A 22720-nucleotide genomic window follows, 5' to 3' on the forward strand; every position below is an offset into this window, starting at 1 on the left:
CCCCAGATGAGTACCCCGGTCCGTATCCCCGCCGACGTCGAGCGGGAGGACACCATCCTGGCCGGGCTGACCGCGCGCCAGCTCCTGCTGCTCTCCGGCGCCGGCACCATCCTCTACGGCGCATTCACCGCCACCCGGCCCTTCCTGCCCGTCGCCGTCTTCCTCATCGCGGCTGTGCCGCTGGCCGGGATCGCGGCGCTGCTGGCGCTGGGCCGCAGGGACGGTCTGCCGCTGGACCGCCTCGTGCTGGCCGCCCTCCGCCAGCACCTGGCCCCCCGGTACCGCATCGCCGCGCCCGACGGCATCCGGCCCGCGCCGGCCTGGCTGGCCGCCCGCGCCCGCCCGGCCGACGAGCCCGGGCAGCCGACGGGCCAGGTTTCGCCCGCGCCGTTGAACCTGCCGGCCGAGTCCGTCACCGAGGCGGGCGTGATCGACCTGGGCCGCGAGGGCATGGCCGTCATCGCCGTGTGCTCCACCGTCAACTTCGCGCTGCGCACTCCGGAGGAGCAGGAGGCGCTGACCGCGGCGTTCGGACGCTACCTCCACTCCCTCACCGCCCCGGTCCAGATCGTGGTGCGCGCCGAGCGGCTGGATGTCTCCGCCCAGATCGCCGAGCTGCAGGAGAGCGCCCCGCACCTGCCGCACCCGGCACTGGAGCACGCCGCCCTGGAACACGCCGACTACCTGGAGCAGTTGCGCCAGACGAGCAATCTGCTACGGCGCCAGGTCCTGCTGGTCATCCGTGAGCCGCTGCGCACCACTGCTCCGGCCGAGCTGGACTTCGGCGGCCCGCGCCGCACCCGGCGCGGCGGCCGGAACCGGCAGGACCAGGCCGGGGACGCCGCGCGGCGCGCGGCCGAAGCCCGGCTCGCCCGCCGCGTCGAGGAAGCCTCCGAACTGCTCGGGCCGGTCGGGATCACGGTCACCGCGCTGGACGCCGGGCAGGCCACGGCCGTCCTGGCCGCCGCCTGCAACCCCGACAGCCTCCTGCCGCCCTCCTCCGGTCTGGCCGGCGCCCACGACGTCATCACCACCACCGCCCCCGCCTACGAGGAGGACACCGGCCCGCATCCCTCCGCCGAGGAGCCCCCGGGCGGGGATGACCGCAGGTGGGCCTCCCAGGCCAACCCGTGGGCTGAGGGTGGTGAGGAGCTGTGATCCGCCGCCTCCTGCCCCGCCGCCCCGCCCCCGCCGGGGCCGGCCGTGACCGGACGGCACCCGGCGGCGGGGAGGCAGGGGTATTCGCCCCGGACTCCCTCGCCGTCGGCGCCCGCCACCTGGAGGTCGGCAGCAACTGGGTCGCGTCCTTCGCGGTCATCGGCTACCCGCGCGAGGTGCACCCCGGCTGGCTCCAGCCCCTGCTGACCTACCCCGGCCGGGTCGACGTCGCCGTCCACATCGAGCCGATCGACCCGGTCACCGCCGCGACCAGGCTCAAGAAGCAGCTCGCCCGCTTCGAGTCCGGCCGCCGCTCCAACGACGAGCACGGCCGCCTGCCCGACCCGCACGTCGAAGCCGCCACCGAAGACGCCTACGACCTGAGCTCGCGCGTCGCCCGCGGAGAGGGCAGGTTGTTCCGCCTGGGTCTGTATCTGACGGTGCACGCCGCCAGCCGGCACGAACTGGCCACCGAGGTCGGGGCGGTGCGGTCCCTGGCCGCGTCCCTGCTGATGGACGCCAAACCAGCGAGCTACCGGGCGTTGCAGGGCTGGGTGACCTGTCTGCCCATGGGCCTGGACCTCCTGGGCATGCGCCGCACCTTCGACACCCAGGCCCTGGCCGCGAGCTTTCCGTTCACCAGCCCGGACCTGCCGCCGGCCGACCCCACCTCGGTCGCCGCGCCCACCGGCGTCCTCTACGGCTACAACATCGGCTCCCAGGGGCTCGTGCACTGGGACCGCTTCGCCCTGGACAACCACAACTCCGTCGTCCTCGGTCGCTCGGGCGCGGGCAAGTCCTACCTCGTCAAGCTCGAACTTCTGCGCAGTCTCTACCGGGGCATCGAGATCCACGTCATCGACCCCGAGGACGAATACGCCCGCCTGGCCCAGGCCGTGGGCGGCACCTACGTCCACCTCGGCGCCGACGGGGTACGGCTCAACCCCTTCGACCTGCCCATCCACACCCGCCCGGACGGCCGCCGCACCGCCCCCCGCGACGCCCTGGTGCGCCGCTCGCTGTTCCTGCACACCGTCATCGGCGTCCTGCTGGGCGCCCAGCCCACCCCCGGGGAGCGCGCCACCCTCGACCGCGCGATCACCGCCACCTACCAGAGCGCCGGGATCACCGCCGACCCCCGCACCTGGACCCGGCCCGCGCCGCTGCTGGCCGACCTCGCCCACACCCTCAGCACGTCCGGCGACACCGAGGCCGCCGACCTGGCCGCGCGCCTCCACCCCTACGTGAACGGGGCGTTCTCCGGCCTGTTCGACGGGCCCACCACGTCCAGGCCCGAGGGCCACCTGGTCGTGTTCTCCCTGCGCGACCTGCCCGACGAACTCAAACCCGTCGGCACCCTGCTGACGCTGGACGCCGTGTGGCGGCGGGTCTCCAACCCCGCTATCCGCCGCCCCCGCCTGGTGGTGGTCGACGAGGCGTGGCTGCTGATGCAGGACCCGGCCGGCGCCGACTTCCTCTTCCGCATGGCCAAGGCATCCCGCAAGCAGTGGGCCGGGCTCACGCTCGCCACCCAGGACGCCGCCGACGTCCTGGGCACCGAACTGGGCAAGGCCGTCGTCGCCAACGCCGCCACCCAGATCCTGCTCAAGCAGGCGCCGCAGGCCATCGACGAGATCGCCGCCACCTTCAACCTGAGCGACGGCGAGCGGCAGTTCCTCCTGTCCGCCGAACGCGGTCAGGGCCTGCTGTCTGCCGGCACCCAACGGGTGGCGTTCGAGGCCATCGCCTCCCCGGCCGAGCACCGGCTGATCACCACCAACCCCGCCGAACTCGCCGAGATGGCCGCCGACGAAGAACCCGCGGACACCCAGGTAGCGGAGGAGGACCCGTTCTTCGACCTCGGCCCCGCCGACGACACCGGCCTCTAACGCTTCCTACGTCGTCTTCCCGGCCCGCCGTCGGCTGCCTCGCTTTCCATTCTCTTGCCCGAGGTGATCTCCCATGCCTCACCCGGAAACCCCTCCGACGTCCACGGTCGCCGGCGCCCCGGCCCGGCCGAAGCGGCTGCTGACCCAGAACCGCGAGCTGCGCGCGATCGGGGTGTGGAACTGGACCCTCCCCGCCTGGGCCGGCCGCCTCCCCGACGGCCGCGCCTACAACACCTCCCCCTCGGCCGGGATTTGCCGGACGGTCTGCTACGCCCGCCACGGCACCTACACCTGGCCCCAGGTCCGCGCCAAGCACCAGGCCAACCTCGCGTTCGTCCTGGACGACCTGCCCGGCTGGGAACACGCGATGACCGCCGAGCTCGGAGCGCGCCGCTTCCGCGGCGCCTGGGTGCGCATCCACGACTCCGGCGACTTCTTCTCCGACGCCTACACCCTCGCCTGGCTGCGGATCATCCGCGCCCGGCCGGAGGTGGCCTTCTACGCCTACACCAAGGAGATCAGCCGATTCCGGACCCTGATCGAGCCCGATCCTCCGGACAACTTCCTGTGGGTCTACAGCTACGGCGGCACCCAGGACACCTCCCTCGACCCGGCAGTCGACCGGGTGGCGGACGTCTTCCCCGACGAGGACGCCATCAGCGAGGCCGGCTGGCACTCCCAGGAAGCCAGCGACCTCCTGGCCGTGCTCGGGCCCCGGCTTGTCGGCATCCCGGCCAACCGCATCCCCCACTACCTCAAACGCCTCGCCGGCCGGACGTTCCGCTCCTGGCAGGCCGAAGTCGACGCCGAACGCGCCGCGCGGCGCGGTCACCTCCGCCTCCTGCCTGGAGGACAGGGGACGGCCCCGGTCGGCAGCCCGTCCGTCGCCGATCGGCCGGACGAGGCTGCGGCGTAGCGGACGCCGGTGCTCCCGCCCCGGGGTGGGCGTCCGGACGCCGCCCGCCACGACGACTCGACTACTCGCCCTTGAGGAGGCCCGTTGTGAACCTCTTCTTCTTTTCCCTCTCCTCGCCTTCTCCGGATGGCACCGGCGCTGCGGAATCCCCGCTGAGGGCGTATTTGCGCGACCCGGCCGGAGCCGTTCACCGCCTGGTGGACGGCTTCCGGGAGTGGGCCGCCGCCTGGGGCCTGCTGACCGGCACCGCCGCGGTGGTCGTCGCCGCAGGACTGGCCGGCGGGTGGATGTGGTGGCGCCGGCGCTGCCGGATGCGGATCGCCGCCGACGCGCGGATCGTGCGAATCCTTCCGCCTCCGCAGGCCGATCCGGCCGGAGCCGCCGCCCTGTGGGCCAACCTGGTGGGGCTGCTTCGGCCGGCCTTCAAGCGGCTGGCGGGGCAGCCGCATGTGGTCTTCGAGTACGTCACCGACCGGGAAACGCTCTCCCTGCAGATGTGGGTGCCGGGCGTCGTGCCTCCGGACCTGGTGGAACGCGCCATTGAGTCGGCATGGCCCGGCGCCCACACCCGCACCACGCCGGCTACCGCGCCGCTTCCCGGTCCGCTGGTCAAGGACGGTGAGTTCGACCTGGTGGCCGGCCGGGTGCGGCTGGCCCGCAGCGAGGCCCTGCCCATCCGCACCGATTTCGACACCGACCCGATCAGGGCGCTGCTGGGAGCGCCGGTCGGGCTGGGGCCGGGAGAACGTGCGGTGGTTCAGATTCTGGCGCGGCCGGTGGCCGGAGGTCGGGTGCGCGTCGCCCGGCGGGCCGCGCGGCGGCTGCGCTCGGGTCACTCGCCGCACCTGATCGGCCGGCTTCTGGAGATGCTGCTGCCCGGCCCGGGGCCGTCCGGGCGGCGCTCGCCGAGGACGGCGGCGGTCCGCGACCGGCACACGGCGCTGGAGACGGCGGCTGAGGACCGGGCGATCGTCGCCAAGGCCCGCGGGGCTCACTACGAGGTGGGTATCCACTTCGCGGTCTCCAGCCTGCTTCCCCGGTCGGCCGACAGCATGCAACGGCGCGAGGTGCGTGAACGGCTCACGGGCCGCGCCCATGCTGTGGCCGCGGCGTTCGCGGCGTTCAGCGAGCACAACTACTACCGCCGTGCCCGGCTGCGTGCCTCCCGGGCGCTGCCCCGGCTGGAGCAGCGGCGGCTGGACAGGGGCGACTTGATGTCGGTCGGCGAGGTCGCAACGCTGGCGCATCTGCCGTGGGATACGGACATCCCCCAGCTTCGGCGGGCCGGAGCACGTGCCGTCGCCCCGCCCCCGGGCATCCCGGCCCCGGGACCGGCGGTGAAGCCGCTGGGCCGGACCGAGGCGGGACGCTCACGCCCGGTGGGCCTGCACGTGGCGGACGCCCGCCACCACCTCCACATCCTCGGCGCCACCGGCTCGGGCAAGTCCGAGCTGATGGCTCGCATGATCCTGGATGACGCCCAGGCCGGGCGCGGCGTGGTCGCCGTCGACCCGAAGGGCGACATGATCCAGGACGTACTGGCTCGGCTCCCGGAGGAACTGGGGCCGCGGGTGGTCCTCTTCGACGCCGACAGCTCCGCCCGCCCGCCGGTCCTCAACCCCCTGGAAGGGCCCGAGGCGGACACGGCGCGGATCGTGGACAACCTGCTGTCGGTCTTCTCCCGGGTCTACGCCTCCTCCTGGGGACCGCGGACGGACGACATCCTGCGCGCCGGGCTGCTGACCCTGCGCGCCCGCCGGGGGAAGGAGACGCCGCTGCTGTCCGGTCTTCCTGCGCTGCTTACCGACCCGGCCGCCCGCCAGCGCGCCGTCGCCCAGCTCGATGACGACCTGCTGAAGGGTTTCTGGGCCTGGTACGGGAAGCTGTCCGACCCGGCCCGCGCGCAGATCACCGCCCCGCTGATGAACAAGCTGCGGGGACTCTTGTTGAGGCCGTTCGTCCGCAACGCGCTGTCCGGCGGCACCTCGACGGTGGACATGAACCAGATCCTGAATGAGGGCGGGATCTGCCTGGTGCGCATCGGGCGCGACGCGCTGGGGATGGACACCTCGCGCCTGTTCGGGTCGCTGGTCGTAGCCCGCACCTGGCAGGCCGCCACCGCCCGCGCCCGCCTCCCCCAGCAGCGCCGCCCGGACGCCAGCCTGTATCTGGACGAGGCGCACAACTTCCTCAACTTGCCCTACCCGCTGGAGGACATGCTCGCCGAAGCCCGCGGCTACCGGCTGTCCATCACCCTGGCCCACCAGTACCTGCGCCAGCTTCCCCGTGAGTTGGAAGAGGGTATCTCCGCGAACGCCCGTACCAAGGTCTTCTTCACCGCCTCGCCGGAGGACGCGCGGCTGCTGGCCCGGCATACCGCGCCGCAGCTGGCCGAGCACGACCTGGCCCATCTCGGCGCCTTCACCATCGCCGTCCGTCCCGTGCTGCGCGGGGCGGAGACCGGGGCGTTCACCGCGGTCACCGAGAAGCTGCCGCCCGCCATCGACGGCCGGGCCCGGGCCATCCGGGCCGCCGCCGCGCGCTCGGCGCGCACGCGGCCCACCGCACCGCCGTCCTCCGGGCAGCCCCCGCGGCCGGCCGCCGACCCCCGCCGCGCGCCCTGACCCTCGCGCCGGTCCGGTGCCGCCGTCGCCGACCGGCGAGCCCCGGCCCTCCCCTGTCTTCGACTGGAGGTTCCTTCCGTGACGGACGAGTACCCCTTCCGCCGCCCCTCCCGCAGCCATCAGCCCGCACGCGCCGCCTCACGGATCGCGGTCAGCGGCCCGCACCTGGCCCAGCTCGCCGGCCGGCTCACCGCCCGCGACCGCTGGCTGGCCCGCATCCTGTACGAACACAAGGTCCTCACCGCCCACCAGATCGCCCGGATCGGCTGGCCCTCCGTCCGCGCGGCCAACAAGCGCCTCATCCAGCTCTACCGCTGGCGGGTGGCCGACCGCTTCCAGCCCTTCACCGCCACCGGATCGGCCCCGCTGCACTACGTCCTCGACATCGCCGGCGCCGCCATCCTCGCCGCCGAAGACGGCCTCAACCCCCGCGCCCTGCCCTGGCGCCACCACACCGCCCTGGGCATCGCCCACTCCCTGCACCTGCCCCACACCACCGGCATCAACGGCCTGTTCACCACGCTGATCGCCCGCGCCCGCCGCCCCGGTTCCCCCGAGCGCCTGACCGCCTGGTGGTCGGAAACCCGCTGCGCGCGGCACTTCGGCGACATCGTCCGCCCCGACGCCTACGGCCGCTGGCACGACCAGCGCACCGGCACCACCGAATGGTTCCTGGAGTACGACCGCGGCACCGAAACCCTGGAGAAGCTGGCGAACAAGCTCCGCCACTACCACCAGCTCGCCCGCGCAACCGGCGTCACCACCCCCGTGCTCATCTGGCTCCCCAGCGCCCAGCGGGAAGCCGGCGCCCGCACCGCGCTGGCCGCCGTTCACCGGGCGCTCGACGAGCCCGACCTCGTCCCTGTCGCCACCACGAGCACCGCGGCGGTCGTCCCGGGGAACGACCCGGCCGCCGCCCGCTGGCTCCCGCTCGCCGCCCGCGGCGGACGCCTGCCCCTGGCCCACCTCACCCGTGCGTGGCCCCACCTGCCCCCCGTCTCCCCCACCTCCGCCCCCGACCCCGGCCCGGACGGCTCCGAGACCGACCTGCGCCCGGCCTCCCCCATGCCGCCCGGCTGACCGCCAACGCGCCGTCGAAGGTGGTGACCCGTCATGCTCAAAACCGCAGCCGCGTTCCTCGCCGGCCTGCTGCTCCTCGTCGCCCTCGGCGCGGCTGGCTCAGCCGGGATGCTTTCCACCCTCACCGGCCAGGGCACGGCCACCCCCAGCCGCACCGCGATGGAAGACATCCCGCCGGAGAACTACGCCCTCTACACCGCCGCCGCCCAGACCTGCCCCGGCCTGGACTGGACCGTGCTGGCCGCCATCGGGAAAATCGAGACCGACCACGGCCGATCCACCCTCCCCGGCGTGGCCAGCGGCACCAACTACGCCGGAGCCATGGGGCCGATGCAGTTTCTCCAGTCCACGTTCGATGCCGTCGTCGCCGAGCACCCCCCGCCCCCCGGCGGCGCCACTCCGCCCTCCCCCTACAACCTTCACGACGCGACGTACGCGGCAGCCGCCTACCTGTGCGACTCCGGCGCCCGCAACGGCCAGGACCTCAACGCAGCGATCTTCACCTACAACCACGCCCACTGGTACGTCGCCGACGTCCTCGCCCAAGCCACCCAGTACCAAAGCCCCACCACCCTCGGCGGGGAGAACGACGCCGCCCCCGCCGCCCTCCAGGCCATCAACTACGCCGAAGGCCAACTCGGCCTGCCCTACCTGTGGGGCGGCGACGGACCGGCCGCAGGCGAGGACGGCTTCGACTGCTCCGGCCTGACCCGCGCCGCCTACGAAGCCGCCGGCATCCCCATCCCCCGCGTCGCCCAGGACCAGTACAACGCCGGACCCCACGTCCCCGAAGACCAACTCCAGCCCGGCGACCTCGTCTTCTACGGCACCCCCGACAACATCCACCACGTCGGCCTCTACATCGGAGGCGGACAGATGATCCACGCACCCCGAACAGGTGAACTGATACAGCTCGCCCCCTACCGGTACGCCGGGGACGACTTTGCGGGCGCCACCCGGCCCTCCGCATCAGCGCAGCAGGTATAGATGGCCCTCAACGAGCCGCCCGGACCAGGGCACTTAGCTGACACGCCTACGTTCCTCCCGGGTGGTGCTCCGTCGGCGCGGTCGGTGTCAGGGCGCGGGCTCAGCGGAGGGCCGCGCGGTCACTCCGGCGGACGGGTGGCGTTCCTCAAGGCCAAGGTGGCCAGGCTGACGACAGCCGAGATAACGGGAAGGGAGTCGCCGGCGGGCCGGAGAACGGCGGCGATGCCAGCCAGGCGGGGTGCGGCATCCAGAGCGGGCTGGATCAGGGGGCGTGCCCGGTCGATGGCGTCCGCCTGCCGCTCGGCGGCGGCGATGTCCTGGGCAGTGACGGGTCGTTGGTGGAAGCGGCTGACAAGTGCTGCGGCGTCCAGGACTCGCAGCGCGTCCACGGCGCGGTCGTCGGTGAGCGCGGCAGCGTCGGGGCGTCCGTCGGGGGTGCGATAGCGATCGGTGGGGCAGTTGTGGGCGGCGGCCAGCAGCAGGACGGCTGCGAGGTCGAGCAGGCTGTGCGGGCCATAGCGGGTGACCAGCGCGTTGAGCGCGCCCAGGCCGGTGGAGCCGTCGTCGTGGTGGATGACGGCATCGGCGTAGACGACGGCGGCGGTGCCGACGGTGGGCCAGTAGTCGGAAGCTGCGGGCATGGGCTTGTTCTCCTTTCGCTGGATCGACGGGGCGGCGGGTCCTGGAGGGCGGAGGGCGGCGCCCGACGCGGTGTGACCGTGGCCGATCTGCGTGGAAACGGCGCGGTTGCCGTTCGTCCGGGCTAGTCAGCGGGGGTCGCCTGGTCCGTCCGGGCGGTGGTAGCGGTGGGCGAGCAGGTGTCCGGCGAGCGGGAGCGGCGGCGCCGTGAACGTGAGCAGGTCGTCCGCGGCTGCCGACTCGGTGAGCGCGATACGGCCGGCCAGGGGCTCCTCGGCGGCCCAGGTGAGGGCGGCGCGCAGGGCGGCACGGTCGGCCAGCAGGAGTCGTCCGGGGCCGGCGGGGTCGGTGAGCAGGCGTCCGAGGGTGATGCTGCCGTGCTGCTGGGTGGCGGCGGTATGGGCGTACTCCAGACAGGCGCAGGCCAGAATGGCCCGCGGAGCGGTGTTGCCCCGGTGCCGGTGGAGAATGAGGTGTTCGCCGGGTGCCCGGTCCTGGCCTGTGGCGCTGGGATCGGCGGCGAGGAGGCCCAGTTGCCGGAACGGGCTCGTCAGCAGCTCCTCCAGGGCCGCCGCCGGGACCGGCGGGCGGGGCGCGGCGTACCTGGCGGTCAGGGCCGTGATGTCCCGGCCGACCAGTCTCGGGGAGGGTTCGCGCCAGCCGCTGAGGCGTGCGGCGCGCTGGACGGCGGCGCGCAGATCGGCGCGGGTGAAGCGGCTCTTCCACCAGTGGCCGAAGAGGAAGCGGGCGGTGGGCAGGTGGCAGGGCCGGGCGCTGAGCAGCCACCAGTGCAGCAGCCACAGGGTGGCGGGGTCGTCGAGGTAGGGGTCGGCGCCGTGCTCGTCGTCCAGGAGCCAGGTGCCGCGGCGGGTCAGGATGGCCGGGCGGCCTGCGGCGGTGCGCTTGCCGTCGCGGATCAGACCGGCGGCGCGGGACCAGAACCGCATGGCGCGGACCATGGAGGCGCCCACGCCCAGCACGACGGGCGCCTGGGGACGGGAGAAGGCCAGCGGGTCTTCCCGCAGGGCGGAGTAGACCTTCGCAAGCCAGCCCAGCCGGATGGGGTAGGAGCCGTGCCGGCCGAAGGCCGGGACACAGCCGCTGAGAGGGGGTTCGGGCATGCCGCAGTTCTCCTTCGTCGTGCGCTGGGGTGCCGGGGGCTCGGACTGTCGGGCGGCGCCGGGCCGGAGGGCTTCTCGGGGGTGGTGAAGAGCTGTCCGCGGGCCGCGGCGCGCGGGCCGGGACTCCGGACGGAATTTGGTCCCGGGAGTCGGCCGGCAACGCCACGCGGCCGGCCCGGTGGGCGGCCGGTTCCGGGCCCCTCTCGGCGGGGCGCTGGACATGTGGGATGGCGCCGGCCGTGGCAGGCCGCGGCTCGTACGCGACAGCAGCGGCCGGGGCGGGTCACCGAGCCGTCCGCCTCCGAAGAGGCGTTGGTTCTATGCTGTCTGCGTGGCAGTCACGCAGGAGCACCGGCGGGAACTCGTGCGACGGTTCCGTTCGGTTCTCACCGCAGCGCAGGGCGAGCGGCCCACCCGGCCCGGCCTTGTTGTCCTGGAGAGCGGGCGGACCGAGAGCGCGTGGGTGGCCCACGAGCGTTCGGTGATGCACCAGGAGGTCAACCGCGTTCGCGCTGAACTCGCCCTGCCCGCAGTGAGCCTGGAGGCCGTCGCAGCAGCCGAGGAACAAGCGGTGGGTCACTCCGACTACAGCGGCAAGTTCGCCATGTACTGCGCGGACCTTGCCACCGGCGAGGTTCCCGCGCGCGGAGGGTGACCTGCACCGAGTCCTCAGCGGACTTTCGCTGAGGGTGCCTTGCTGCTCCCGGGCCGGTGGATCAGGCGGGGGGCAGGCCGTCGTCCTCGTCGCTCATCAGGATGCGCAGCAGGGTGTAGCCGGGTGCTCGTTCGCCGGGGATGAGGTTGCCGGTGAAGACTTCCGGGTTGCCGAAGACGGGCTCGCCGTTGGGGCGGCGGGTGTAGGGCACCAGGCCGTAGTCCACGCCGTCGGTGAGGTCGAAGGCCGTCCAGGTGATGGCCTCCTGTTCGCCCTCCCGCAGCGGGTGGTTGGAGACCGCGCGGGAGGCCACGCCCTCCGGGGTGCGCAGCCAGACCTGGGGCACGGCGAAGACCCAGCGAGTAGCGCGGATGCGGCGGGCGTGGTCGGCGACCCGGCGTTCGAAGGCTTCGGCCGTCTCCTGGTCGCGAAGGTAGTCGAAGTCGGAGAGGGTGAGCGTCCGTTCCCCTTGCACGACGACGATCGCGGGACTGTCGCGGGCGTGGATGGCTCGCTCCAGCCGGCCGACGACATCGTCGAGCGCGTCGAGCGTGGGCTCATTCACTCGCCGGTTCACCTCCCGTCCGGACGTCCTGATTCTTGTAGTCGTGGTAGGCATCCATGATTTCCACCCGGGCGCGGTCCCCGAGGTGGGCCAGGTACAGCAGCTGCCGCGTGATCTCGCCTCGCTGCCGACGCGCGACCCTGGTGGGCGCATCGTCCGGCTCGGCGCCATTGAGTTCCCTCAGCTCGGCGAGCAGTTCCTCGGCGGTCTGCACGGCCCGGTCCAAGTCGATCCTCACGCGGCTTCTCCCTTCGGCTTACCGGCAGTCTGCCGCATCTGCGGAGCGGGACAAGCCGGTGCACCCGTGAGCGCTGCCGCCCGAGGTTGCTGAGGCATCCGGATCGGGCGCCCCGGGTTGGGAGGGCATCACGGTCGCTGCCGCAGATTCCGCCGCGTGACGCCGGACACGGAGCTCGCTCAGCAGCCAGTCTCCGGCTCGGCCCTGCTCTGCGGTGCCTCCGGCGGACTGGCCGCGGCGCCCTCCATCGCGAGCCGGTTGCGGACCGTACGCAGCTCGGCCCGCACTCCCTTCAGCTCGGCAGCCAGGCGCCGTTCCTCGGCGGCCAAGTGCCGTTCGAGGTCCTCGTCGCGGTCCGCCTTCTTCCCTCCCGAGGGCGCGGAGAGCTTGCGGGGCCGGGTGCGGCGGCTCAGGCTGCCCGGTGAGGCCAGACGCCGGGCGGCGAAGGCGAGGAACTCCACGCGCGGGATGTACTTGGTGGGCATGCCGCGCCCGCGTTCGACCTGCATCGCGACGCGCGGGAAGTCGGCGTAGCGGCTGATCCAGTTGGAGATGGAGGAGCGAGTGAGGCCGGCGGCATCGGCGGCTTGGCCGAGGGTGATCAGTTCCCCCTCGCGGCCCCGGTACTCCGGCCGCAGCCACACCTGCGGCGCGTGCTGGCTGTCGCTCACCCGGTGGCCTCCCCGTGCGGGGTCAGGTCGGCGATCAGCCGTTCGAGGGCGGGCAGGGGGCCCACCGTCAGGGCGCGCTGGGCGAAGGTCCGGATGTGGAGGGCGTCGGCCATGCGGAAGCCGAGACTACGTGCGGCGTCGTTGAGCCGCAGGGTGGTGTCCCAGTCGGGCTGTTCGGTGCCGGAGGAGTCGTTGAGGGCGGGGTTGAAGGGGAAGACGAAGGTGAAGGCGTCGCTGCCGTCCCGGTCGTGGAGCCAGGTGATCGCGTTGCCGTCGATACGGCAAGCGCCGGCCTGCGGCCAGGCGGCCCGGCCGCCATGGAGAGAGCCGTCGTCGTAGGTGATTACGCGAGGGCCGATGGAGGTGATCCTTCGGGGTCCGGAGCGTTCTGGGGAGCGGTGGTTGATGCAGCGGAACTCGCTGCACGCGCGGGCGCGGCGCTTGAATTCTGCGAGGCTGAGTGGCATGGGCGAAGTCCCTCCGTCCATAGCAAGGAGGCCCCGCTGACGCGAATGCGCGGGACGTGCCGGCGTGCTGCGGGGCCTGGTGTCAGGTATCGCGGTGCTTGAGCCAGTCGGGGAACGGGCTGTCGGGGTCGAGGTGGGAGCGGAGCCGGTAGAGGACGCCGGGGTCGGTCGGGGGTCGGTTGGCCGGTCAGTGGTGCCCGGCGAGTGCACGGACTGAGGGCAGAAGGCCGGCGAGCAGTTCCGGCTCACCGGCCAGGACGTGCCGACCGTCCGCGCGGTCCAGTAGGCCATGCCAGCCCGGCTGGCCGCCGTTCGCGTCGGGTTCGATGGCGAACCGCTGGCCACCGTGCTCCTCGAAGTCGCACGCCCGGCCGGGGCGGGCAGGTGCACACGCCCGGGTCCGGCACCGGACGCAGGGCGGGCACGGGGGGCTGGGTGTCGTGGAGGTACTCGCCGGCGAACTCGCGGGAGCGGAACCCCGGGATGGCGATGATGTCCTCGTTGCCGTCGTGTTCGGCCACCCACCCGGCCGCGGCGGTGTCGTAGACGAAGCCGAGCCGCTGCCCGCGCGCCTTCGGATGCACGTGGTAGCCGACGAGCCCGCGCTGGGTGCCGGGGATGAAGGTCAGCAGGCCGTAGCGGGTGCCCATCACGCCTCCCCCGGGTAGACGCGGGTGCTGTAGCGGACGGTGGCCACCGGGCCCCAGGTCGCGGCGACGGCTTCGGTGATCTCCTCGACCGTTCGGGGGCGGCCGTCGGCCAGCCGCAGAACGGCCTCGATCCGGCCTTCCGGCGTGTACCGGACGATGTCCGGCTCGCCGGGCTGGTGGCAGGCGAAGAAGCCGGAGCCGGTGTCCAGGTCGCGGAAGCCGAAGACGACCTGGCGGAAGGTTTCGGCGAACTGCGCATCGAGATAGCCGGGGGCCGGCGCTCCGCCGTTGGGCAGCGGCTCGGCGGCGCATCCGTGCCAGCCGACGCCGTAGCGCAGGCCGTAGGCCCGGTCGCGGAAGGTGAAGAAGGCGCAGTATGCCGGGTCGTTCAGGACGGTCTGCCAGTCCTCCAGGGGCAGCCCGATCCGTCCGGCCACGGTGCGGTAGTGCCCGGCCATGGCCTGAGCGCGGGAGGAGGCGTCCATCTCCTCCACGCCGGGCAGCAGGGCGATGCTCAGGTAGTTCAGCGACTCCGGCCGCCCGGGGCAGCCCTCCCATCCGGTGCAGAAGGCGGCGTGCGGGGCGGTGGCCTGGCAGTCCAGGCACCGCATCGCGGCTGGCTCCCCGCGGCGCGGCGCGCGGATCAGCCGGTGCCCGTGGGAAGGGATGAAGCCGGGTGGAGGTTCGATGACGGCCAGCGGCACCAGGCGCGTCCGGGCCCCGGGTGCGCGGGCCCGGCGGGTGCCGCAGGGCTCACACACCGGGCCGGCAGGCTTCTCGTTGCCGTCGGCGGCCGACAGAAGCACGTGCGTGGCCGTGCGCGTGCAGGTGCGGTCGGGCCGGGTAGTGGAACAGCGCATGACGAGCTTCTCCTTCCTTCAGGAGTCAGGGGTGGGCGCACGGGCGGCCTGCGGGGGCGCACGGTCCAGGTCGCGGAAGGCCGCCATATGCCCCTCCCGGTCGCAGGGCGCGCCCAGCGGGAGACGTGGGCCGTATCGCAGGGCAGCAAGCTGACGTGGGTGGCCGTGCCGGTGTTGCAGAGCCGGTGCCCGGCGAAGCGCAGGAAGGCGTCGGCGACGGCATAGCCCTCTTGGCGGGGCAGCGGCCAGCGCAGGTCGCCCTCCTGCCACGTGTCGTAGGCGCGACGCCAAGCGGTGCAGCCGTCCGGGTCAGCGGCGGACAGGTAGGCCGCGTACAGGTCGAAGCCGGGCCGGACGCGGGCGGCTTCCTCGGCGGTGACGGGCCGCTGGAGCTCCCGCCCCTGGTCGTGGTAGTCGTTGACCAGTGCGCGGGGGGTGGACTGGTAGGCCGCCAGCTCCCGGTTGCGCCGCACGGTGACCAGCGTGGGCTCCGGGGTCAGATCTCCCAGCTTTCGAAGACTGCGGCGATGATGCCGAGGTGCTGGAGCTGGCCGGCCAGGGCATCGGCGGCATCTCGCAGGGCCACCGCGGTCTCGCTCTCGTCTCCGTCCGGGCCGGGCTCGGATTGCTCGAAGGCCCGGGCCGCGTCCCGGTACGCGGTGGCACGCCGGGTGAGCAGATGCCGCTCGTCCGCCGGGATCATCACCGCTCCGGGCGGGCCGACCACCAGGCCAAGGGAATCGGCGATGCGGTCGGCGTACTCAGTCCGCGCCCGCTGCTCGTCCTCGAAGTAGCGGCCCTGGCGGCTGCCGCCGCCCACGGCCCAAGGCTGGGTCCGGCCGGGCGCCTGGGCGAGCACGAACTGGGTGTCAGCCTCGGGCACTCGGTAGCGTTCGATGATGGTGTAGTCGCCGTAGGTTCCCGGCGACTCCGGGCTGGCCATGCGCTTCTTTCTCCTTTCTCCGCGGACTGCATGCGGTGCGCTGGTCGGCCGGACCGCGCGGGCGGCCTGGTGGCGCGGTGCTCAGGTGCGCCACCAGCGGGTGGCCGTGTCGATCGGGAGGATGTGGACGTGCCGGGGGTGATCACGCAGTCCTTGCCGGGCGAGCTGGGCAAGATGCTGGCCGCAGGCCGCCTTGCGCACCAGCCGCCCCAGGCCGGGCAGCGCCGAGGGGTTGGCGAACCACTCGACGCGCACGATCGCCTCCCGCGCGCACGCAGGCGCCCCGCGCCGGGCGGAACGGCCGTCGCAGCGCCGGGTCACCGACCCACCACCTCGATCGCCTGCACCCACTCCGGCCGGACCCCTCGCAGGAGTTCCCCGTCGTCCAGGCGCAGGGTCAGCGTGGCGCCCAGGCCGGTGACGACGCCCGCGTGGGCGTGGCCGTAGGCGGTGATGACGCGCAGCCGCACCTGCTGATCGGGGCCAAGGCCGTTCTGCAAAGCCCACAGGGCGGACAGGGTGATCACCGGGTCGTCCGCCCGGCTGACCTTCCGTCCCGCCACCGTGACGACCACCGGGATCGTGGTGCCCTCGTAGCGGCCGGCCGTCGCGCCGCCGACGCAGTTGTAGCGGTAGAGGATGCGCTCGTCGTTCGGGCGCGAGTCCAGCGCGTCGATCGACACCACCCGGTAGGCGTTGCCGAGGTCGCTCTCGAAGACGATCAGGTCGCCGGGTTTCACTTCTTCGGCGAGCACATCGCGGCTTTCGTACTCCTGATCGCCCCAGATCTCCGGCGCCGCCAGATAATCGCTTCGCCGTATCGAGGTCACGTTCTTCCTTCCTTTCCTGTCTCGTCAGGGAATCTGCCGGTATCCGCTGGTGCGTGCCCGGCGCGACCACCCGCCCGTGACCGTCCGAAGGCCGCCAGCCAGCGACCGCAAGGCTGGGAAATATCGGCGGCGCGTCGAAAGACCTGGTAGCGGGCGGATTGCCCCAGGAAGAGACTGTTCCCGGTCGGCCGCTGGCCGGATGCCCGGGGCGCCGGCCACTGGCCGCGCGGTAGGCGCGGACGTTCCTCTTGCGGGTCAGCTCCGCCCGCGCGGGACCGTGCGGCCAGCCCTGGTGTGCCAGGCCGACGTGTCCCGTGGGCGGCCCGGGACCTTCGTCAACGTGTCTGTGCCGGTCTCGGGGCACGGCAGGGGTCTCCGGCTTGGCAATGGGCGGCCTCGCGAGGGTTGTCCCACTGGCATGCAGGGCAGCGCCACAGAAGGCCGGCGGCGAGCGCGGCGTCGCGGATTGCGTCCTGCTGACCGTCGTCAGCAGCCTCCAGCAGTTCGCGCAGCACGCCACGACGGGGAGTGCCTTCCGCGCTGTCGTCCAGCACCGTGTCGCCTTGGACCTCGATGCGAAGCGGCACCGTCGCGTCGGGCCGGACGAGGCGGTCATCGGCCGTGTCGAGGTCGATGTGGACCAGGAACGCGCCGCTCAGGTGGTCCAGGCAGGTGAACACCAGGACGCCGCCGACCTCAATGCACGGGACTCCTTCGTCCTCGACCATCGGGTGGAAGACCGCGGTGCGGTTGGCCTGCTCGCACTCCTTCTCGCCGGGGAAGGTGCGGTCGGGCGGGCGGATGCCAGTCACGCCACGCTGTCCGACGCCCTCGGCGTGAACGGCGCGGTCCCGGTCCTCCTTCCGCTTCTCCTCGGGGCCGTAGGAGAGCCTTACCGATTCGCGGTCGCCGGCGGGCGGCTTCTTGTGCACGGTCACCGCCCCTTCCCGGCCGCCGGGCGCACGCCCGACGCGGATTCCAGGTCCGCGATCGCCTCGGCGGGGGCGCCGACATGGCGGTACATCGCGATGAAGTCGGCCCACGCCCCCGCCGGGATCGGGAGGGCACCATGCACCTTCGCCCGGTAGGAGCGCTGCAACCGGTCCAGTTCCTCGCAGGACTTGACCGCGTCGACGACGTGCACGTAGCAGCCGGGGTACTTCACGAAGACGCGGCAGCCGCACCGCAGGTCGTACCAGCCGGTCTGCGTGCCAATCGCGTCCACCAAGGTCCGGGGACGGGACGGCGGCCGGTCGGCGAACCGGGCCTCGAATGCCGCGGTGATCTCCTCGGGTATCCCGTAGTGCTCGTTTATAGCCCGCAGTTGCGGCAACCCGTCGCCGATACCGCCTTCCCTTACGGCCTTAGCGTAGGCGTCGTGCAGCCGCTTCGACTCCGGGCACTCCACCGTGGTGGGGGTCTGCGTGTGGAGACGCCAGTCCGCAACCATGTAGGCGACGCATCCGCAGTCCAGAAAGAACCAGCCCCGCCGTCCCACCTTCTTCGCCACTTTCCTCCTCCCTTCTCTGGGACTGCATAGACAAGTACTGCTGCGGTAAGGCGGTCTCTCACCGGGCCGCCAGTAGCCGTTCCGCCCGCCGGACCGATAACGGCGGATGCGCGGGAATTCGTGTGCACGGTTCGGCACAGTGCGGGTCACGAGACGTCACCTGATCTCCAGGTGCTCATCGCCGTACAGCATCCGCAGTCGCTCCAGCGCGTATACGGCCTGCTGTTCCGTGACGCCATGCATGATCAGGACATCCGGAAATCCGGCGTTGCGAGCAAGCCATTCGGGATCTTCCGATTTGGTCCAGATGCTACGGTTCCGGATTTCCGCCATCACTCACCTCGATTCATGGCGGCTACCGTCAGTGGATGATGCGCTTTCGCCTTAATACGGGGCTGCGAAAGCCCCGATCGCCGACTCCGCGGAAAGAAATGCCCGCCCTTCCCCCGCACAGGCTCGGGGTACCCGGAGCCGGGCGGGCGGTAGCTAACGGTCTCCCCCTGCCGCCGTGATAGCGGCGGTGAATTCGTAGTGCAGGCGCCGTCCGTGGTCCGCGGCCGTCAGCAATGTCGCCACGCCGGCCTCGATTCCCGTGGCTGCGGGGTCCGCCATGCGCGGCACCGGGCAGGGGGGCGAGGCCAGGGTCAGGGGCACGGGGGAGGCGACGTGGAGAAAGAAGCGGAAGTAGCCCAGGTCGCCGTCGTCAACGAACTCCGCGTCCAGCACCTCGCCGTGCGGGCCGCAGAGGACTCCTTCGGCCTGCGCGGCGCGGATCAGCAGGACTGCCGTGTCCTCCTCTCCGACCTTCGCCGGGCGCCAGGCCATGTCGATGGGCGGGCTGGCAGCCGACAGCGACGCTCCCGAATCCGCGAAGGCTTCTTGCAGCTCCCGGCACACGATGAGTTCGGTCAGCCAGATGCGGAGAGTGTCTTCCCTCACGGCGAACGGCATGGTTGAGCCTCCTCTCTGATTCCCTGCTGGAGGTCCGGCCCCGTCGGCCGGGGTTTCTTCTGCTCGTCAGCGGCGGGGCGGGAGCGGCGCGCGGCGGCTACTCGGTGAGCGGAGGGATCGGCAGGCCCGGCCGGTAGAGGACGCCGGGCTCCGGCGGCAGCCGACGGCCGGTTTCCACCTCGGTGGTCGCCGCAAGGCGCACTTGTGCCGCGCTCAGCGGACGTGGCCAGCCGTCCCTAATCCTCCAGCCGCGGACGACGTGGTACCCGGCGGTCTCGGCGTACGAGCGGGTGATGATGCCGCCCTCGCCAGCCGGTGCGAGGGCGGCGTCGAGCAGCAGGCACAGGGCGATCGCCTCGAACTCGTCGTAGGCCGCCGGCTGTCGGCGCTGGACGGTCGCGTCCAGGGACTCGATCTGCGGGGGCGGGGCGACGGCGACGACGATGCTATGGCGACCGGGCCCGAGTACGGTCAGGAGCTGGGCGAGGCATGCGTCCGCGAGCCTGGGGCCCGGCGACGGGCAGTGGGGGTTCATGAGCGCGGGTTCCTCCTTTCGGTGCGTATCGGTGCGGAGTTGGTGGGTTCGGTCGGCGGCGGTGCCGCGCGGGGCATGGCGGCATGCGCGCGTGCTCCCGTGGTCGGGCGCAGCCTGTTGCAGTCCTTGCTGCTACGGGCCGTCCTCGCCGGGGAGGTCGAGCAACTGCCGCAGCAGGCTGAGGGCTTGGTCCAGTTCGGCGTGGTCCCGGTCGTTGCGGCGGATGGTCCGCTTCCTCAGCACGGGAACGGCCAGGTCCATGCCGAGGACTTCGTCCCGGGCCGCGCGCTTGAGGCGGTAGCTGTCCGGCGCGATGAGCCAGGCGTCCCAGTCATCGGCCGGCGCTCCCGCCCGGACCGCGTGATCGGCAGACGAATCCGTTTTCCGGCAGGGGCAGTTCGGGTCTTCGCACGGGCGCCCCGCCGGATGAGCGCTGCTCACGGGCGTGCGCCGGTAGTGCGTCGCCTGACCGTTGAGGTGGGGGCAGTGCTGCCTGGCGTAGCCGAGGCATTCGGGGTGGACCGCGGGTTCGGGGGCGTAGCCGGCGTGCACGTCCATGGGCCGCACGAGCAGGTAGATCCGCTCCTCCAGCTGCTGTCCGCAGATCTGGCAGAGCCGGTGGACGAACGCCGCGTGCCGCCTGGCCGCGTCGATGGCGCCGAAGGCGGGGATGCCGTTGTGGATGAGGGTGATCCACGGGACGACCAGTCCGCCGGCCAGCGGGCGGGCGGCGCAACGGACGGGGATCGGGGGGTGCGCCACGTCAGTGCACCTCCGTGACGTCGAGTACGCCAGTGCCCTCGTGTTCGCCTGCGACCCGGTATCCTGCGGTGTGCAGCACCGCCGCGGACCTGTAGAAGTCCGCCTCGGTGCCCTCGTGGACGACGACGTGGACGGTGTCCGGGCTCGCGCCCGGGCGGACGAGGAAGCCGTCTCCGACGGGCTGAACACCTCGCTGGAGTTGCGGCTGGAGTCCGCTCTCCCGCAAGGCGGTCACCACGGCGCGGACGAGCTGGTGGGCGTGGTCCTCGAAGGAATAGCCATAGCTGAGCGCCGCGAACTCCACGTCTGCTCGGGCCGCGTTCGTGCGGGTGCGCAACAGGATCACCGGGCCGTTCTGCGCAGCGTAGGCATAGGCTCCGCTTGCGAGTTCCGCAGCGATACGGGCACGCAGCGCGTCGCCGCCCTCGATCACCTTCCCGGGAGCCGAGCGGGGGCCGCCGCGTATCTCCTCGTAGGCCGAGGCGGCGATGTCCAGGCAGGCCAGGGACCCCGGCGGGCAGACTTGTCTCACCGTGCTGCTCCTCACTTTCTGCTGGCATGAATGGGTCAGTCCGCCCGCGCGCGGCGCGGATTGCCGCGGCAGCGGAATCCCGGCAGCGGCCACGGGGACGGCCGCCGGAAACCCCGGATGGTGTGGACCCGGCCGGATTCGAACCGGCGACCAGGGGCGTTTTTAAGGCGCCTGCTCTGCCACTGAGCTACGGGCCCGGGGCGTGCTGCTGGTCAGCGGCGGGAGTCGTGGCGAGTCCGCGGGGGTTGTCGTCAGGCCGCGCGCACCAGCGCGGCGGGGCGGGCCTGGGTCGCGATCGGTGCCACGGGGTGGTGGCGCTGGGGGCGGGTGCCGGTGCCGGCGATGCGGTCGGTGTGGACGACCCAGGTGACGGCCTGCACGGTGCTGGGCAGTTCGCCCAGCTGCCGGGCGGCTTCGCGGTAGCAGTCGGCCAGCAGGGCGTACCGGCGGGCGCTGGACAGGCCCCGGTCGCGCTGGCCGTAGGTGCGGCCGACTGCGATGTCGTGGGCGTGACGGTCGATGACGACCACGTCGGGGTCGTCGGGGTCGGCGATGCAGCGGAAGAACTGCCCGGTCTTGCGCTCCGTCGGCAGTACGTCCGCCGGGTCGGCTCCGGCGAGGATCGCGGCGGCCTTGGCGAGCGCGTCGGCGAAGTGCCCGCCTTCCAGACCCGTGTCGCAGGCGGCGCGCGCCAGCTCCACGTTCGCCTCCCAGGACTTGTTGGCGGACAGCGCGGCGATCACGCCCGCGCCGGTGCGGGCGTCGCCGCCGGTGAGGGCCGCCGCGAGGTCGTGGGCGGTGCGGTACCAGGCGCGCCCGCGCTGCTGCTGCTCGGTGGTGGCGGAGCGCCACACGTTGAGGATGTTGCGCACGTACCGCCGACGGGTCCGCGCGGATACGTCGATGGGGACCACGGCTTCCTCCCTCCAGGGAAGCGCTCGCAGGGAACCAGGGGTGCGGCGCGTCGGGACCGGGGCTGCCCGGAACGCCGTCCGGCCCCGGTCCGGCTGCCGGGGCAGCGGCGGAAACCGAGGCCGGAGGGCGGACGGTTGTTGTTCAGTCGGTGGTTCGCCGTCGGCGGCGCGGCGGGCGCTGGTCGCGCACCCGGCCCCAGGGCCGGTCGCCGCCGGGGCGGACGATGAGGTCCTGGCCGGTGAGGCCGTGCCCGTCCTTGTCGAGGGCGTCCGGCACGTACAGCTCCGCCGTGGCGGGGACTGCTCCTTGCCGGCGCAGCTCGTCGAACCAGGCCAGGGCTTCCTCGCGGGTGGCGAAGTGCGCGGTCAAATGCACCCGGATCAGCCTGGGCTTGCTGGTCACGGCGTCCACCACTCCCAAGGGGAGCCGATCGGCAGGACGTGGACCTCCTGCGCGCGGTGTTCCAGGCCCTGCCGGACGATCTTCGCCAGGTGCGTGCCGCAGGCCACCTTGCGGACCAGTTCCGCGACGCCCGGGTCGTAGACCGGGAGCGCGATCCACTCCACGCGATAGACCGCATCGTGCAGGCAGCGGATCGTTTCTTCTTCCAGGTACTCGTAGCGCCGGATGAAGTGCCCCTCGCAGCGGGGCTTCACAGGGACATCACCTCGATGTTCTGCACGCGCTCCGGCCGGATGTCCGTGACCAACTCGCCGTCGTCCCGGCGCAAGGTCAGCGTCGGACGCAGCCCCCTCACCTCCCCCTCGACCGCGCGGCCGTCAGGATCGGTGGCCCGGACCCAGAGGCTGGCCAGCACATCCACCAGGGCCACCGTTAGCGCCTCGGTAATCGCCAGGCTGGCTGCCGGGTTCTTCCGCGGGTCGTCCGGGTCGGGGTCGCTGTGTCCCAGCTCGGCGGTGATGTTGTCCAGCGCGTCTGCGAGGCATCGGGCGAGCCCGAGGGGGCCTGCGGCGTCGTAGACGTAAGTCAGCAGGTCCGCGACGATGGAACCCGCGAGGCTGGGGGCCAGTTCCCTGTCGAAGCGCTGCCAGCCGTCCGGGCCGGAGTAGTCCTCGGCGTCGCCGATCCAGTGGGCTGCTTCGAGCAAGTGGTAGAACCCCCGCTCTTCTCCAGTGGTCTGAAAAATGTCGGAGCCGTCGAGGTGGGGGTGGCGCGGGAGCGGGCCGTTGTGGGCCAGCATGCTGATGCAACTCCTCTCGTG

Annotated in this window: 29 protein-coding genes and 1 tRNA gene; 7 read left to right on the forward strand and 23 right to left on the reverse strand. The window is 72.6% G+C overall.

Features of this window, described 5'->3' with window-relative positions; genetic code table 11:
- Positions 1-6: 6 nt before the first annotated feature.
- The 6 genes from RM780_RS09615 to RM780_RS09640 all read left to right on the forward strand — a co-directional run bounded on the left by RM780_RS09615 (position 7) and on the right by RM780_RS09640 (position 8654).
- On the forward strand, positions 7-1158 hold the full coding sequence (locus RM780_RS09615; RefSeq protein WP_311630161.1) for a PrgI family protein: 1152 nt from the start codon (positions 7-9) through the stop codon (positions 1156-1158).
- Complete coding sequence (locus RM780_RS09620) at positions 1155-3047, forward strand: VirB4 family type IV secretion system protein (protein ID WP_311630162.1); 1893 nt, start codon at positions 1155-1157, stop codon at positions 3045-3047. The genes RM780_RS09615 and RM780_RS09620 overlap by 4 nt, the downstream gene beginning before the upstream one ends.
- Positions 3048-3120: 73 nt before the next feature.
- A complete protein-coding gene (locus RM780_RS09625; protein ID WP_311630163.1) occupies positions 3121-3963 on the forward strand; it encodes a GP88 family protein in 843 nt (280 codons plus the stop codon).
- Between the two features lie 86 nt (positions 3964-4049).
- Positions 4050-6587, forward strand: coding sequence for a type IV secretory system conjugative DNA transfer family protein (locus RM780_RS09630; protein WP_311630164.1), 2538 nt, complete (start codon positions 4050-4052; stop codon positions 6585-6587).
- Positions 6588-6665: 78 nt separating this feature from the next.
- Positions 6666-7667 (forward strand): replication-relaxation family protein, encoded by a 1002-nt coding sequence (locus RM780_RS09635; protein WP_311630165.1) that lies wholly within the window; start codon positions 6666-6668, stop codon positions 7665-7667.
- A gap of 33 nt (positions 7668-7700) precedes the next feature.
- On the forward strand, positions 7701-8654 hold the full coding sequence (locus RM780_RS09640; protein ID WP_311630166.1) for a C40 family peptidase: 954 nt from the start codon (positions 7701-7703) through the stop codon (positions 8652-8654).
- Between the two features lie 119 nt (positions 8655-8773).
- Here the strand turns inward: RM780_RS09640 and RM780_RS09645 are convergent, their stop codons facing one another.
- Both RM780_RS09645 and RM780_RS09650 read right to left on the reverse strand, forming a co-directional pair.
- Positions 8774-9295, reverse strand: coding sequence for a hypothetical protein (locus tag RM780_RS09645; RefSeq protein WP_311630167.1), 522 nt, complete (start codon positions 9293-9295; stop codon positions 8774-8776).
- A 126-nt stretch (positions 9296-9421) separates the two neighbouring features.
- Positions 9422-10414: a DUF4007 family protein gene (locus tag RM780_RS09650; RefSeq protein WP_311630168.1), complete on the reverse strand. Its 993-nt coding sequence runs from the start codon at positions 10412-10414 to the stop codon at positions 9422-9424.
- Between the two features lie 331 nt (positions 10415-10745).
- On the opposite strand from RM780_RS09650, the gene RM780_RS09655 reads away from it, so the two are divergent.
- Entirely contained in the window at positions 10746-11069 is a 324-nt protein-coding gene (locus tag RM780_RS09655; protein WP_311630169.1) for a hypothetical protein, read from the forward strand.
- Between the two features lie 61 nt (positions 11070-11130).
- On the opposite strand, the gene RM780_RS09660 is transcribed toward RM780_RS09655, so the two are convergent.
- From RM780_RS09660 to RM780_RS09760, 21 genes are all read right to left on the reverse strand, one after another.
- Entirely contained in the window at positions 11131-11634 is a 504-nt protein-coding gene (locus RM780_RS09660; RefSeq protein ID WP_311630170.1) for a hypothetical protein, read from the reverse strand.
- On the reverse strand, positions 11627-11872 hold the full coding sequence (locus RM780_RS09665; protein WP_311630171.1) for a hypothetical protein: 246 nt from the start codon (positions 11870-11872) through the stop codon (positions 11627-11629). Before RM780_RS09665 ends, RM780_RS09660 begins: the two co-directional genes overlap by 8 nt.
- Positions 11873-12051: 179 nt before the next feature.
- The gene (locus RM780_RS09670; RefSeq protein ID WP_311630172.1) at positions 12052-12543 is read right to left on the reverse strand and encodes a hypothetical protein; all 492 of its coding nucleotides are present in this window, start codon (positions 12541-12543) and stop codon (positions 12052-12054) included.
- Complete coding sequence (locus RM780_RS09675) at positions 12540-13010, reverse strand: hypothetical protein (RefSeq protein WP_311630173.1); 471 nt, start codon at positions 13008-13010, stop codon at positions 12540-12542. Before RM780_RS09675 ends, RM780_RS09670 begins: the two co-directional genes overlap by 4 nt.
- Positions 13011-13255: 245 nt before the next feature.
- Complete coding sequence (locus RM780_RS09680) at positions 13256-13660, reverse strand: hypothetical protein (RefSeq protein WP_311630174.1); 405 nt, start codon at positions 13658-13660, stop codon at positions 13256-13258.
- Positions 13660-14520, reverse strand: coding sequence for a hypothetical protein (locus RM780_RS09685; protein WP_311630175.1), 861 nt, complete (start codon positions 14518-14520; stop codon positions 13660-13662). Before RM780_RS09685 ends, RM780_RS09680 begins: the two co-directional genes overlap by 1 nt.
- Before the next feature lie 496 nt (positions 14521-15016).
- Positions 15017-15463, reverse strand: a complete 447-nt coding sequence (locus RM780_RS09690) for a hypothetical protein (RefSeq protein ID WP_311630176.1) — start codon at positions 15461-15463, stop codon at positions 15017-15019.
- 81 nt (positions 15464-15544) lie between these two features.
- The gene (locus tag RM780_RS09695; protein ID WP_311630177.1) at positions 15545-15718 is read right to left on the reverse strand and encodes a hypothetical protein; all 174 of its coding nucleotides are present in this window, start codon (positions 15716-15718) and stop codon (positions 15545-15547) included.
- A gap of 62 nt (positions 15719-15780) precedes the next feature.
- A complete protein-coding gene (locus RM780_RS09700; RefSeq protein ID WP_311630178.1) occupies positions 15781-16293 on the reverse strand; it encodes a hypothetical protein in 513 nt (170 codons plus the stop codon).
- A 335-nt stretch (positions 16294-16628) separates the two neighbouring features.
- On the reverse strand, positions 16629-17231 hold the full coding sequence (locus tag RM780_RS09705) for a hypothetical protein (RefSeq protein ID WP_311630179.1): 603 nt from the start codon (positions 17229-17231) through the stop codon (positions 16629-16631).
- A complete protein-coding gene (locus RM780_RS09710) occupies positions 17228-17803 on the reverse strand; it encodes a hypothetical protein (protein ID WP_311630180.1) in 576 nt (191 codons plus the stop codon). Before RM780_RS09710 ends, RM780_RS09705 begins: the two co-directional genes overlap by 4 nt.
- 156 nt (positions 17804-17959) lie before the next feature.
- A complete protein-coding gene (locus tag RM780_RS09715; protein ID WP_311630181.1) occupies positions 17960-18136 on the reverse strand; it encodes a hypothetical protein in 177 nt (58 codons plus the stop codon).
- A 153-nt stretch (positions 18137-18289) separates the two neighbouring features.
- Positions 18290-18754, reverse strand: coding sequence for a hypothetical protein (locus RM780_RS09720; protein WP_311630182.1), 465 nt, complete (start codon positions 18752-18754; stop codon positions 18290-18292).
- 97 nt (positions 18755-18851) lie between these two features.
- Positions 18852-19289 carry a hypothetical protein gene (locus RM780_RS09725; RefSeq protein WP_311630183.1) on the reverse strand — a complete coding sequence of 146 codons (438 nt, stop codon included), beginning with the start codon at positions 19287-19289 and terminating at the stop codon, positions 18852-18854.
- A 132-nt stretch (positions 19290-19421) separates the two neighbouring features.
- Positions 19422-20051 (reverse strand): cell envelope biogenesis protein OmpA, encoded by a 630-nt coding sequence (locus tag RM780_RS09730; RefSeq protein ID WP_311630184.1) that lies wholly within the window; start codon positions 20049-20051, stop codon positions 19422-19424.
- 1 nt (position 20052) lies between these two features.
- On the reverse strand, positions 20053-20583 hold the full coding sequence (locus tag RM780_RS09735) for a hypothetical protein (RefSeq protein ID WP_311630185.1): 531 nt from the start codon (positions 20581-20583) through the stop codon (positions 20053-20055).
- 123 nt (positions 20584-20706) lie between these two features.
- Positions 20707-20780: transfer RNA gene (locus RM780_RS09740), tRNA-Phe, on the reverse strand.
- Positions 20781-20834: 54 nt separating this feature from the next.
- Entirely contained in the window at positions 20835-21497 is a 663-nt protein-coding gene (locus tag RM780_RS09745; RefSeq protein WP_311630186.1) for a DUF7178 family protein, read from the reverse strand.
- A 142-nt stretch (positions 21498-21639) separates the two neighbouring features.
- Positions 21640-21900, reverse strand: a complete 261-nt coding sequence (locus RM780_RS09750) for a hypothetical protein (RefSeq protein WP_311630187.1) — start codon at positions 21898-21900, stop codon at positions 21640-21642.
- Entirely contained in the window at positions 21897-22154 is a 258-nt protein-coding gene (locus tag RM780_RS09755) for a hypothetical protein (protein ID WP_311630188.1), read from the reverse strand. The genes RM780_RS09750 and RM780_RS09755 overlap by 4 nt, the downstream gene beginning before the upstream one ends.
- Positions 22151-22699 carry a hypothetical protein gene (locus RM780_RS09760; protein WP_311630189.1) on the reverse strand — a complete coding sequence of 183 codons (549 nt, stop codon included), beginning with the start codon at positions 22697-22699 and terminating at the stop codon, positions 22151-22153. Before RM780_RS09760 ends, RM780_RS09755 begins: the two co-directional genes overlap by 4 nt.
- Between the last annotated feature and the right edge of the window lie 21 nt (positions 22700-22720).

The organism is Streptomyces boetiae (genome assembly GCF_031845405.1).
Taxonomy (GTDB): domain Bacteria; phylum Actinomycetota; class Actinomycetes; order Streptomycetales; family Streptomycetaceae; genus Streptomyces; species Streptomyces boetiae.